Annotated in this window: 12 protein-coding genes; 8 read left to right on the top strand and 4 right to left on the bottom strand. The window is 40.5% G+C overall.

What is annotated here, in order from left to right; translation table 11 throughout:
• The first annotated feature begins 97 nt into the window (after positions 1–97).
• From ahcY to ACYVBM_RS03815, 5 genes are all read left to right on the top strand, one after another.
• Complete coding sequence (ahcY, locus tag ACYVBM_RS03835; protein WP_460684300.1) at positions 98–1426, top strand: adenosylhomocysteinase; 1329 nt, start codon at positions 98–100, stop codon at positions 1424–1426.
• Positions 1427–1597: 171 nt separating this feature from the next.
• The gene (locus ACYVBM_RS03830) at positions 1598–1909 is read left to right on the top strand and encodes a hypothetical protein (RefSeq protein WP_460684299.1); all 312 of its coding nucleotides are present in this window, start codon (positions 1598–1600) and stop codon (positions 1907–1909) included.
• 130 nt (positions 1910–2039) lie between these two features.
• On the top strand, positions 2040–2399 hold the full coding sequence (locus ACYVBM_RS03825; protein ID WP_460684298.1) for a hypothetical protein: 360 nt from the start codon (positions 2040–2042) through the stop codon (positions 2397–2399).
• 118 nt (positions 2400–2517) lie between these two features.
• A complete protein-coding gene (locus tag ACYVBM_RS03820) occupies positions 2518–2943 on the top strand; it encodes a hypothetical protein (RefSeq protein WP_460684297.1) in 426 nt (141 codons plus the stop codon).
• 90 nt (positions 2944–3033) lie between these two features.
• Complete coding sequence (locus tag ACYVBM_RS03815; protein ID WP_460684296.1) at positions 3034–3546, top strand: DUF4251 domain-containing protein; 513 nt, start codon at positions 3034–3036, stop codon at positions 3544–3546.
• Positions 3547–3764: 218 nt separating this feature from the next.
• On the opposite strand, the gene ACYVBM_RS03810 is transcribed toward ACYVBM_RS03815, so the two are convergent.
• The gene (locus ACYVBM_RS03810; protein ID WP_460684295.1) at positions 3765–4529 is read right to left on the bottom strand and encodes a TIGR03915 family putative DNA repair protein; all 765 of its coding nucleotides are present in this window, start codon (positions 4527–4529) and stop codon (positions 3765–3767) included.
• Between the two features lie 2 nt (positions 4530–4531).
• Positions 4532–5788 carry a putative DNA modification/repair radical SAM protein gene (locus ACYVBM_RS03805; protein WP_460684294.1) on the bottom strand — a complete coding sequence of 419 codons (1257 nt, stop codon included), beginning with the start codon at positions 5786–5788 and terminating at the stop codon, positions 4532–4534.
• A gap of 127 nt (positions 5789–5915) precedes the next feature.
• Between ACYVBM_RS03805 and rsmG the strand changes: the two genes are divergently transcribed.
• Positions 5916–6551, top strand: a complete 636-nt coding sequence (rsmG, locus tag ACYVBM_RS03800; RefSeq protein WP_460684293.1) for a 16S rRNA (guanine(527)-N(7))-methyltransferase RsmG — start codon at positions 5916–5918, stop codon at positions 6549–6551.
• A 156-nt stretch (positions 6552–6707) separates the two neighbouring features.
• Here rsmG and ACYVBM_RS03795 read toward each other — a convergent pair whose 3' ends face one another.
• Both ACYVBM_RS03795 and ACYVBM_RS03790 read right to left on the bottom strand, forming a co-directional pair.
• Positions 6708–7175, bottom strand: a complete 468-nt coding sequence (locus ACYVBM_RS03795; protein ID WP_460684292.1) for a hypothetical protein — start codon at positions 7173–7175, stop codon at positions 6708–6710.
• A 357-nt stretch (positions 7176–7532) separates the two neighbouring features.
• Complete coding sequence (locus tag ACYVBM_RS03790) at positions 7533–10064, bottom strand: ATP-dependent Clp protease ATP-binding subunit (RefSeq protein ID WP_460684291.1); 2532 nt, start codon at positions 10062–10064, stop codon at positions 7533–7535.
• 292 nt (positions 10065–10356) lie between these two features.
• Between ACYVBM_RS03790 and ACYVBM_RS03785 the strand changes: the two genes are divergently transcribed.
• Together ACYVBM_RS03785 and ACYVBM_RS03780 are read left to right on the top strand one after the other, a co-directional pair.
• A complete protein-coding gene (locus tag ACYVBM_RS03785; RefSeq protein WP_460684290.1) occupies positions 10357–10743 on the top strand; it encodes an STAS domain-containing protein in 387 nt (128 codons plus the stop codon).
• Between the two features lie 82 nt (positions 10744–10825).
• Positions 10826–11731 (top strand): ribonuclease Z, encoded by a 906-nt coding sequence (locus tag ACYVBM_RS03780; protein WP_460684289.1) that lies wholly within the window; start codon positions 10826–10828, stop codon positions 11729–11731.
• Positions 11732–12123 lie beyond the last annotated feature (392 nt).

Genomic DNA, 12123 nt, shown 5'->3' with positions numbered 1-12123 from the left:
TTAACCTATTATTTTATCCTATGAGGTAATTTTGCGGCCTGGTTCATAGCTTACAATTCATGGATCATATACAAATATTAAATCTTAAATAAGAAATATGTCAACCGTTACAAAATCCCAGATTGACTTTGACCTGAAGTACAAGGTAAAAGATATTTCATTAGCTGAATGGGGTCGCAAAGAGATCCGCCTGGCCGAAGCTGAAATGCCCGGCCTCATGAGCATCCGCCAGGAATATGCCGCTTCCCAACCGCTGAAAGGAGCGCGTATTGCCGGCTGCCTGCACATGACCATTCAAACAGCGGTGCTCATTGAAACTTTAGTGGCTTTAGGCGCTGAAGTAAAATGGAGCTCGTGTAACATTTTTTCTACGCAGGATCACGCTGCTGCAGCTATTGCTGCTGCCGGTATTGGTGTATTTGCATGGAAAGGGCAAACACAGGCAGAAGCCGACTGGTGCATTGAACAAACCTTGTTCTTCGGTAGTGCCGACCGTCCTTTGAACATGATCCTGGACGATGGCGGCGACCTTACCAATATGGTACTGGATACCTACCCAGAGCTGGTTCAGCATGTAAAAGGCATCAGCGAAGAAACTACCACCGGTGTGCATCGCCTGTACGAGCGCGTGGCAAAAGGTACTTTGCCTGTGCCTTCCATTAATGTAAATGATTCTGTAACCAAATCCAAATTTGATAATAAATATGGTTGTAAAGAGTCGCTCGTTGACGCTATCCGCCGTGCTACTGATGTAATGCTGGCCGGGAAGATTGCGGTTGTAGGTGGTTATGGAGATGTAGGAAAAGGCTCTGCAGCTTCATTAGCCGGCGCCGGCTGCCGCGTGATTGTTACTGAAATTGACCCAATATGTGCCCTGCAGGCGGCAATGGATGGTTTTGAAGTAAAGAAAATGGTCGACGCGGTGAAAGAAGCGGATATCATAGTTACGGCTTCCGGCTGTCGTGATCTGATCACTGCTGAACATTTCAAGGCAATGAAAGATAAAGCCATTGTTTGCAACATCGGTCACTTCGATATTGAAATTGATGTGGCATGGTTAAATGATAATTATGGCAATACGAAAGACACCATCAAACCACAGGTTGATATTTATAACGTGGAGGGAAAAGATATTATCCTGCTGGCAGAAGGCCGGCTGGTGAACTTAGGTTGCGCTACAGGTCATCCCAGCTTTGTGATGAGCAATTCTTTTACGAATCAAACTTTAGCCCAGATCGAACTATGGACTAATCACGATAAATATGAGAATAACGTATATGTGTTACCAAAGCACCTTGATGAAAAAGTGGCACGCCTTCACCTTGCAAAAATCGGGGTGGAACTGGACATTCTTACTGATAAACAAGCTTTGTACCTGGGTATTCCCAAAGAAGGCCCGTTCAAACCCGAATTATATAGATATTAAATTAATTATCAATATAATAAAAAAATGAATATGTTTTTGTAAACAATTAATTTACAAATCATTAAGTCCGCCCTAAAAGGCGGACTTTTTGTTATAAAATTGTTATAACCTGAAAAAAAATACCGGTATTTTTTCATTAAAAAAACAGGAATAAATAGCTTTGCGCTACACATGAAATTAAGATGGATACATATTATTGCCTGCTTGCTTTTTTTGCTTTTTGCATCAAATGAAATGGCGGCTAGTGTTCGCCTGGTTCATACTGAAAAAAAAGAAATTTGTACCGATTGCGAATCATCCAACACAGAACAAAACCAGGATGCTGAAGAAAGAAGTACTGAGCAGGAGCAAAAATTACCGGCAGATGCCATGTTGATACCGGTGCCGGCAGCTTGCCTTGTTTTTCATAAAACGACCTATAATGCTCCCTATATTCCTGCCATTGAACCCGGTATTATTGTTCCGCCTCCTAAAGTTGGATAACTGGCAAAGGCGCTTTGCACGCATTTATATCAGCGCTGTTTTTACTTCAAATTTTATTTTGCAAAATTCAACCGTGTAGTACGATCCGTATACATCAGTATATCTAAAATTCTATAAAAATTATACAATCATGAAACAATTATATATTGCATTTTCTGCTCTTTTATTTTCTCTTTCAGCCTTCGCGCAGGTAACTGATCCCCAAAAAGTAATCAAATTAGGTTCAGATGCCCATTTTATTAATGAACTGGACCTTGAGCATGGAAAGGAATACGGATTCCTGGCCAAAGACCTACAGGAGCTGTTTCCCTCTTTGGTTAAAGAAAAAAAAGTAAGCGAAAGATTTGGCAAAAATGCCTATCGCACTAAAGTTGTTAAAGTAATTGACGAGAAAGCCTTGATCCCGGCAATGGTATCTTCGCTTAAAAAGCAAAGTATAGAGATCCAGGATCTGAAAAGCAAATTATTAACTATCGAAAAAAATATGTAATTTTTTAAAGCAAGTTCAGAACATTTCTCCGATGCCGTTAAAAGCCGCCTTCACTGGCGGTTTTTTATATCTGCAACCTTTGCTCTTCACTGTACGTCAATTGTTTAAAACCCGTATTATGAGAGCTTTCACCATTTCTTTTCTTTTTTTGATCGTATTAGTAAGCTGTACCAAACACAGGCTTGAAAAATTCAATAACCGGATCGTGGGAAACTGGAGCCTTGTAGAGATCAACACTTTTGGTCTGGGAAGCAGTTATATCGTTTTTAACGGAGGCTCCTTCTCTTTCAGAAGCGATAACAGCGCTATTTATTACGACAGGAATAATGTTGCTTATAGCGGCACATGGTATATTGACGCCTATACCTACACCGACAATGAAGGAGACAGCGATACCGAATATATTTTAAGTATCGATGTGGCCAATGGCAATAGTATCAAGTTCGACAGGCTGGAAATACCCCGTTTTGGAAATGCCAACAGGTTTAAAGCCAAAGTTTATAACAGCATGAACGTGGTTACGTATGTTTTTGAAAGGCGCTAGCCGGGCTATTTGGTACATTTTTAGCTGCATATTATGGTAAAGTGATTATGTAAAAAGACAATAATTTTCATCTTACTGTAAAATACTGTTATGAACCGCATTGTTTTATTTCTGTTCCTGGGAATGATTATACAAAGCTGCTCCTCTTCAAAAAGTACGGCAGCAGCAACAGCTTCCGACATTGAAAATATGCTGAATGAGCAACGATATACTTTTGTGGCACGAACTGTAATACCTACCGAAGACAGCCGTTACAACCCCAGGTTTATGTTTCCGAATGGTAATAATCTGTACCAGCTAACATCAGGTTACGATCTTAAGGTAACCCGGGATTCTGTTATTGCCTATCTGCCGTTTTTCGGGCGGTCTTTTACCGCGCCGCTTGATCCTTCAAAAGGTGGCATCAAATTTACATCTACTGATTTTGACTATAAAAAATCAATACGTAAGAAGAATACCGAAATCACCATTACACCTAAAGATGTGCAGGATATCAGGAGCGTATTGATATCGATTACCCCAGCAGGGTATGCTTATGTACAGGTATTGAGCCTTAACAAAACCCCTATATCTTTTAACGGGATCATAGAACCTGCACCATAGAAATCCATGATTTATAAACACCTGTTGGTGATCCCGGCATTCTGTATTTACAACACATGCCTGTTACTTAAAGAGACAGTTGCAAACGCCTGCAACTACCCTGAAATGTTAAGTAAACGACATTAATTGAATAATTGTTTATTTGCTTTTTTTGACAACTCAGTATCAGGGCAGATCATTTACAGTTAAATAGTTTCTTATAGTTCTGTTGGAATATTTCAATTCTTCTTTTCCACCAGGTACTTCCAATATCTTTTAGGCACATGCTGCAAATGCAGTTTAATATTTTTGCGGGCTTCAATATTGGTGCTTTTAAAATATTGCTGCCAAAGGCGTTGAAATTTTTCATCCTGCTCATCCGCGGATATGGCGATAACAGGTGCAGTCAAGGATTGCTTTTGTTCAGGCGATAAAGTAACTTCCGAAACAGCCACTTTATTATACAATAAGCCATATTTTCTTTTCATATCATATATCAGCCATGGCTGGTCGGCATAGCGCTTCCTGAAAAAATCCGAGATCAGAGGCAGTACGTTAAAATCCGGTTCAATAAGCGCGAAATACATTCCATCACTACTTTTCTGAAAGCGAACAAAGGCTTTCATGCGATGACGTTCGCGGCCCACTTTTTTTAAAGTTTGAGTGAAATACAATACATCGGCATTCCCAAAGTTTTCTAAAATGGTGACGCCTGTCTTAAAAATTGCTGTAATAATTTTGAAGCAAGCACCCCATGCTTTTTTGTCTTCTGATAAAAAAGCCCGGAAAAAATCTTTAGATTTTTCCGTTCCTGTCTTTTTTTGTAAACCGTACTGCACGCGTCTGGCTTTGGCAGGGTGGGTGAATATTTCTCTTTTATCGCTGAAAAAATCTCCTGTAAATTGCTGCGGCGTTAAGGGAATGACATTCCATTCCTCCCTTTCAAAACTTTCAAAAACGCAGCATAAAAATCCTGCATAACTGCCGTCGAATAAATAATACATTTTTAAAAAAGTGTAAGCTGTGCTTCGGGCGTTTTACTTTTATATTTACTGTTGCCGTTTTCAAGAATATTGCTTCTGATAGCTGATACATCCGGTATTCCGAATACAAAAGGAGAATCGGCACATGTCATAAAATGTTTCGCCCTGTTATAAGCGATTCCCATTTTCCGTAGCTGGTATTCGTGCAGCCGCCCGAATTTTCTTGCCTGGATTATTTTCAGGGCCGACTGCCGGCCAATGCCGGGGATACGGATAATCATTGTATAATCCGCCTTGTTTACATCCACCGGAAATAAATACAGATTACGTAATGCCCAGCTAAGTTTCGGATCAATATCCAGATCCAGATGGGTATGCTCCTTATTCAAGATCTCATCCAGCTCAAAACCGTAAAAACGCAGCAGCCAATCTGTTTGATATAAACGGTTCTCCCTGATCAAAGGCGGCGCAGAACCTACCAGGGGCAATAAATGATTATTGGTATTAACAGGTACATAACCGCTATAGTACACCCTTTTAAGCTGGTAGTTTTTATAAAATGTTTTTGCCACGTTCATGATTTCAAAATCCGTTTCGGGTGTGGCACCTATTACTATCTGCGTACTTTGTCCTGCCGGTACAAAAACAGGAACATGTTTGATTATTTTAGATTCGGATCTATATCCCTGGATTTGTTCATTTACAAAAGCCAATGGCTTCTTTACCGACTCGTGGTCTTTATCCGGCGCTACCATTTTCAAACCCGCTTCCGTGGGCATCTCCAGGTTGATGCTCATCCTGTCAGCATACAAACCCGCTTCCATAATCAGGCCTTCACTGGCCCCGGGAATAGTTTTCAAATGTATATATCCATTGTATTTTTCTTCTATCCGCAGCTTCTTTACAATCCTCAGCAAACGCTCCATGGTAAAATCCGCATTTTTAAAAATGCCGGAGCTCAGGAACAAACCTTCAATATAATTCCTGCGATAAAAATTCATTGTCAGCCTTACCACTTCCTCAACTGTAAAGGCGGCTCTTTTTACATCATTACTTTTCCGGCTGACGCAGAATGCGCAATCGTAAATACAATGGTTGGTGAGTAAAATTTTCAGCAGGGAAACACACCGCCCATCTTCTGTGTATGTATGGCAAATACCCGACGATGAAGCATCGCCAATACCACCGGTATTTTTTCTTTTGCTTCCGCTGGAACTACAGCTCACATCATACTTAGCTGCGTCCGCCAATATCTTCAGCTTTTCTTCTATTCTTTCCATTCGAAAATATTATGATTTGCCATCACAAATTTACTAATTTTTTTAGTAAAAAAGAAATTGGGTCTTTATTAAAATTCCTATTGCAATCTTTATATGAATGCATCAACATATTTCTACTTTTGTAACAATGGACATTATATTAAAATATTTCTCTGAGCTCTCAGATACCCAACTGGAACAATTAAAAGCGCTGGAGGAATTGTATAGGAACTGGAATGAAAAGATAAATGTGATCAGCCGTAAAGATATTGACAGTCTTTATGAAAAGCATGTACTGCATTCTTTAAGCATTGCCGCTGTGTATCATTTTAATGCAGGCAGCCGTATTGTAGATCTTGGCTGCGGTGGTGGCTTTCCGGGTGTGCCACTGGCGATATTTTTTCCTGAAGTTCATTTTCACCTGGTAGACAGCATTGCTAAAAAACTAAAGGTGGTACAGGAAGTAGCATCAGCAACAGGCCTGAAGAACATAACCGTTCAGCATACCCGGGTGGAAGATATAAAGGACAAAAAATGTAATTACGTTATTTCCCGCGCTGTAGCGCCGCTGAAGGATCTTTGGCTCTGGAGCAAACCACTGATTCAAAAATTAAATACAGAGAGAAATAATGATACGCCGGCTCCGGGGCTTATTTGCCTGAAAGGCGGCGACCTGGCAAAAGAGATCCAGGAAAGTGGCACCCGTCCTTATGTTACCCCTATTAAAGATATTTTTAAGGAGCCCTTTTTTGAGGAAAAATATATGCTGTATATACCGAAATAGAGCAGGGTTTCCAGGTACATTTTTTACAAAAAATCGATATCTCTCCAATACTTAAACCCAAGCATCTCTCATCAATGAGCGCTGCATCTAATCGCGCCGGGGAACGAAGCGGCGGCTGAACAATCATTTCTCCACCAGCTCTTTGCTGTCTTTGAGTTATAAATCATCCCTGCTTCTTAACTGGCGCTTGGCCTTCTTCAGCTCATCCTGTGCATTTTCGATCTGGTACCGGGCCTCTTCCAGCGATTTTTCAACTTGCGGCTGAAGATCAGCTGCCGCCATTTTTACTTTCCGGCTGATATTATCTATATCTATTCGCGCCATAGCGGTTTCTACGTGCTGCTTTACGTTTTCCACATCTGCATTTTGTAAAGCGGTATTAGCGCCTTCTATTGCATTATCAATGCCTGCCTTTATTTGCTGCATATCTATATCTTCTAATGCCTGCTCTATCCGTTTCTTAATATCTTTTTCTTTCAATTCCTCTTTTACCTTTTCCAGGCGGGCCAGGGCTTTATCAAGCGCTGCTATTTTTTTATCGCAACTGGCGGGTATAGTATCTGTACCATAAAAAAAATCCGTAAACATGTTGCCGGAAAGCGGCATACTCCAGGAAACAAGCATTAAAACAGCGATTATTAAAGTTACAGCTACAATAAGTTTGTTCCGGACTGTGTGGAAGCCATACATAAAGCTTTGATTTAGATGAACGAAATATTTCGTATAAAAATACGATCACATTCGTACTTCTTTAGCTACGGAGATGCTTTTAGCAAAAGTTTAACAGCGTTCATAAAAATTGAAAAATGCATCAGGCCATTCATGTAAGCTTGATGAATCAGCTTTATACAAAAGCCAGGCCTGCATTTATAATATCCCGGATCATATCTATGCGTTTTGTTTGAGCACAAAACGGCTGATAAAAGTAAAGGTTGTCTTCAGAAATTGAAGACAACCTTTACCAGCATTTAATCCTTTCCATTATGCTTCCTGTGGATTCTCTTTGGGGTCTTTTACTGTAAAGAACAGCTTATCCTTTTCTTTATCAAAATCTACCAGCAATACATCACCCGGCTTAACATTCATATTTAAAATTTCTTCTGCCAAAGGATCTTCGAGATATTTTTGAATAGCCCTGTGCAGGGGTCTTGCGCCGAACTGCTGATCATACCCTTTATCTGCCAGGAAGGTTTTGGCATCTTCGGTAAGCTCCAGCCCATAACCCAGGTTCTGGATACGTTTTAACACTCCCTTCATCGAAATATCGATGATACTGAAGATGTTTTCTTTAGTAAGGCTGTTAAAGATCACTACATCATCAATACGGTTTAAAAACTCCGGAGAAAACGTACGTTTCAACGCTTTCTCGATCACTGCCTTATTTTCCTCCTCTTCATTAGCTAAGCGCGATTGGGTAGCAAAACCAACACCTGATCCAAAATCTTTCAGCTGGCGTACCCCGATATTGGATGTCATGATAATGATGGTATTTTTAAAATCCACCTTTCGGCCCAGGCCATCCGTCAATTGTCCGTCATCAAGCACCTGTAATAAAATATTATAAATGTCAGGATGTGCTTTTTCGATCTCGTCTAAAAGAATGACACTGTAAGGTTTGCGGCGTACTTTCTCTGTAAGCTGACCTCCTTCCTCATACCCTACATAGCCCGGAGGCGCCCCGATTAACCGGCTTACTGTAAACTTCTCCATATATTCACTCATGTCTATACGAATGAGCGAATCTTCCGAATCAAAAAGATATCTTGCCAGCGAACGTGCCAGCTCGGTTTTTCCTACACCAGTGGGGCCCAGGAATATAAAGCTGCCAATAGGCTTTCTGGGGTCTTTTAAACCTACACGGTTTCTTTGAATAGCTTTTACTACCTTCACGATCGCTTCATCCTGGCCTATGACCATGCCCTTCATATCCTCGCTCATTTTCCGAAGCTTTTCCGTTTCTGCTTCTACCATTTTCCTTACCGGTATACCTGTCATGATATTAATCACTTCCGCGATATCTTCATCGGTAATAGGATAACGTTTGTGTTTGCTTTCTTCTTCCCATTGTGCTTTGGCGCGTTCCAGCTCTTCAGCCAGCTTCTTTTCGGTATCGCGCAAAGAAGCAGCCTCCTCGAACTTCTGGCTTTTTACCACACGGTTTTTTTCTTCTTTTACATCTTCTATTTTCTTTTCAAGCTCTACAATGTTATCCGGTACATTGATATTCTTTAAGTGCACCCTGGCCCCTACCTCATCCATCACATCAATAGCCTTGTCAGGCAGCAAACGGTCTGTTACATAGCGGTCGCTCAGTTTAACACACGCTTCAATAGCCTCATCCGTATAAGTTACACTGTGAAAATCTTCGTATTTGGATTTGATATTATTTAATATCTGTATGGTTTCTTCTACGCTTGGAGGATCCACAATTACTTTTTGAAAACGACGGTCCAAAGCCCCGTCCTTTTCGATATACATGCGGTATTCATCTAATGTAGATGCTCCAATGCATTGAAGTTCGCCGCGTGCTAATGCAGGTTTGAATATATTGCTGGCATCCAGCGAACCGCTGGCACCACCGGCACCCACAATAGTGTGCATTTCATCAATGAACAAAATAACGTCGCGGTTCTTTTCCAGCTCATTCATAATAGCCTTCATCCTTTCTTCAAACTGCCCGCGGTATTTGGTACCGGCCACCAGCGATGCCAGGTCCAGCGATATTACTCTTTTGTCAAACAACACCCGGCTTACACGCCTTTGTACAATCCGAAGTGCCAAACCTTCTACAATAGCGGTTTTACCTACACCCGGTTCACCGATCAAAATAGGATTATTCTTTTTACGCCGGCTTAATATCTGGGAAACCCTTTCAATTTCCTTTTCGCGGCCTACGATCGGATCAAGATTACCGCTTTCGGCCAGGCGGGTAACATCGCGCCCAAAATTATCCAGAACAGGCGTTTTACTCTTTGTATTCGATTTGGAAGCGGTACCCTTCGGTTGCTGGGCATATTTCTTTTCATCATCAAAATCATCGTCGTTCTCCTCGCCAAACTCCGCACGGGGTTCATTGGATTTTACGATGCCCAGCTCCTGCTTAAACATATCATAATCCAGATCGTACTGGTTTAAAATCTGCGTAGCAATATTCTCCCTGTTTTTTAAAATCGAAAGCATGAGGTGCTCGGTTTCTACCTGGTTACTTTTTAAAGCTTTCGCTTCAAGCACCGTAACCCGGATGACCTTTTCGGCCTGTTTGGTCAAAGGCAGGCTGTTAATATTTGCAATATTTTTGCCTGTTTTGTCTTTTATGGCCAGCTCAATTTCTTTACGGAGTTCGAAAATATCTATATTAAATCCTTTCAGTATTCGTATAGCTGTATTATCTCCCTCACGTATCAAACCAAGCAATAAATGTTCTGTGCCAATAAAATCATTCCCTAACCTGAGGGCTTCTTCCCTGCTGTAAGAAATGATTTCTTTTACCTGAGTTGAAAAATTATTATCCATATTATTGCAGATAAAGTGATTAGTTACAATATTAACAAATATATTTGGTACTGGTTTAGGTTATTTATAATGTATCTATCCAAAATTTAATCCGGCTTTATCATTTCTTTTCAGGAAAAGACGAAAAAATTGGAAATATTTTAAAAATCACCAACCATTTAAAACCTATATGAAAGTTTTCTGTTGGCTCATGAACCGCGAATGAAAAATTTCAGAAAGGCTATTGCGCTGCTTACCGCAGGCAGCTCTTGAAAATATTTATACCATTTACAAGAGGAAATTAGAACTTATTATGCAGGTCAAAATAGATACCAAAGAGAAATTTCACGTCATCACGCCAATTGAGACTGCTTTAACTGTTACAATGGCAGATGGTATTAAGGTAGCATTGCTGCCTTATATAAAAAATAAGGTAAAAAACATTGTACTGGATATGAGCAATATTACTGTATTAGACATGGGGGCTGCAGAACAATTGCTTCATATTCAGCAGGAGTTTTATGAAAACAATGCTTCTTTTGTTTCATGCTGCCTGAGCAGGAAAGCAGAAGCATTTTTGGCAGAAAATGAACTTTTAGAACTTTTAAATGTTGCTCCCACTCAAAGTGAAGCCGCAGATATTGTACAAATGGAAGAAATAGAACGGGAGCTGCTGGATGAAGATCCGCTGGACGCGTAAAAATCTGCAGGTGCGCTAATAAAAAATGGAGGCATTGATCTGTTAACCAATTATTGTTTTAACTTAACCGGTAATTTTTTTAATGTTTGCAGTAACTATACTTGGTAATAATTCGGCGGTACCTGCCTTTGACCGGCACCCTACCAGCCAGGTATTAACTTTGCCGGGTCGTAATTTCCTGATCGATTGCGGTGAAGGAACTCAGATACAGCTTATAAAATACAAAATCAGGAGAAGTAAGATCTCACACATATTTATTTCTCACCTGCATGGAGATCATTATTACGGCCTGGTTGGACTTATTAATTCATTCGCCCTGTTGGGCCGTCAGCAGGAGCTTACCATTATTGCTCCTGAGCCATTACGCCAGATCATCCAGATGCAGCTTGATGCGGCCCACACCACACTTTGCTTTCCGCTGAATTTTGTAACCATTAATTGCAGCGGCACCTTACTTGCTATTGATGGCGTGGAAGTAAGCTGCTTCAGAACGGACCATCGCATAGAATGTTATGGTTTTGTGTTTAAAGAAATTGAGAAACTCCGGAAATTGAATATCAACGCTGTAAAAGCCACGGAAGTTCCTGTAAATTTTTATCATCACCTGAAAAAAGGTGAGGATTATGTAACACCTAATGGAAGCGTTATAAAGAACGAACTGCTTACTTTTCCTGCTGACAAGGCCAAAACATATGCTTTTTGTGCCGATACCCGTTATGATGAGGGCATCCTGGATCACATAAAAGGCGCCGACATGATTTATCATGAAACCACCTACCTGGATGTTTTTGCAGAGATTGCTAATGCGAGGTTTCATTCTACTACCAGGCAGGCCGGTACCATAGCCCGGCTGGCTGGTACCAAAAAACTACTGATCGGCCATTTTAGCAGCCGTTACGATACACTTGAGGAATTTGAAATTGAAACTAGAGAAGTATTTCCGGATACCGATCTGGCACTGGAAGGAGTAAGCTATCTGATGCCGTGAGATGGTTTAGTTGACGGATGACAGATGATAATTGACAGGGGATAAGTTGAATATCCAATTTTCAATACGCAATAATCAACGTTCAATCATGCCTTCAAAACGAAAGTCCAATGAACATCGGGAAATTGAGCATCGATTGTTGATTATTACCTTAAACCTGGAACATTGAATTTTAAACCTAATCAGATAGATAATATAGAATTTATATACTCACAGCTGCTATATATATGAACCCGATGAAAAGTGCGGAAGTCGGAGGTCAGAAAAGCCGGAAAGACCGAAATCAAAAGGGTGTTCCCGAAAATTAAAAGATAGTCATTGTACGATTATTTTCGTACATTAAGAGAGGGTGTCAAATTCATCATTTGTTTGTTGGGTGAGTATTTTTACTC

It is taken from the genome of Niabella aquatica (assembly GCF_054779315.1).
The sequence above is the reverse complement of the archived record's forward strand: the minus strand, read 5'-3'. Positions and strand labels throughout refer to the sequence as shown.

Bases quoted from the DNA above. Each gene is read 5' to 3' on its own strand.
- ahcY (WP_460684300.1), top strand. From the start codon at position 98: ATGTCAACCGTTACAAAATCCCAGATTGACTTTGACCTGAAGTACAAG.
- ACYVBM_RS03830 (WP_460684299.1), top strand. From the start codon at position 1,598: ATGAAATTAAGATGGATACATATTATTGCCTGCTTGCTTTTTTTGCTT.
- ACYVBM_RS03825 (WP_460684298.1), top strand. From the start codon at position 2,040: ATGAAACAATTATATATTGCATTTTCTGCTCTTTTATTTTCTCTTTCA.
- ACYVBM_RS03820 (WP_460684297.1), top strand. From the start codon at position 2,518: ATGAGAGCTTTCACCATTTCTTTTCTTTTTTTGATCGTATTAGTAAGC.
- ACYVBM_RS03815 (WP_460684296.1), top strand. From the start codon at position 3,034: ATGAACCGCATTGTTTTATTTCTGTTCCTGGGAATGATTATACAAAGC.
- ACYVBM_RS03810 (WP_460684295.1), bottom strand. From the start codon at position 4,529: ATGTATTATTTATTCGACGGCAGTTATGCAGGATTTTTATGCTGCGTT.
- ACYVBM_RS03805 (WP_460684294.1), bottom strand. From the start codon at position 5,788: ATGGAAAGAATAGAAGAAAAGCTGAAGATATTGGCGGACGCAGCTAAG.
- rsmG (WP_460684293.1), top strand. From the start codon at position 5,916: ATGGACATTATATTAAAATATTTCTCTGAGCTCTCAGATACCCAACTG.
- ACYVBM_RS03795 (WP_460684292.1), bottom strand. From the start codon at position 7,175: ATGCTTGTTTCCTGGAGTATGCCGCTTTCCGGCAACATGTTTACGGAT.
- ACYVBM_RS03790 (WP_460684291.1), bottom strand. From the start codon at position 10,064: ATGGATAATAATTTTTCAACTCAGGTAAAAGAAATCATTTCTTACAGC.
- ACYVBM_RS03785 (WP_460684290.1), top strand. From the start codon at position 10,357: ATGCAGGTCAAAATAGATACCAAAGAGAAATTTCACGTCATCACGCCA.
- ACYVBM_RS03780 (WP_460684289.1), top strand. From the start codon at position 10,826: ATGTTTGCAGTAACTATACTTGGTAATAATTCGGCGGTACCTGCCTTT.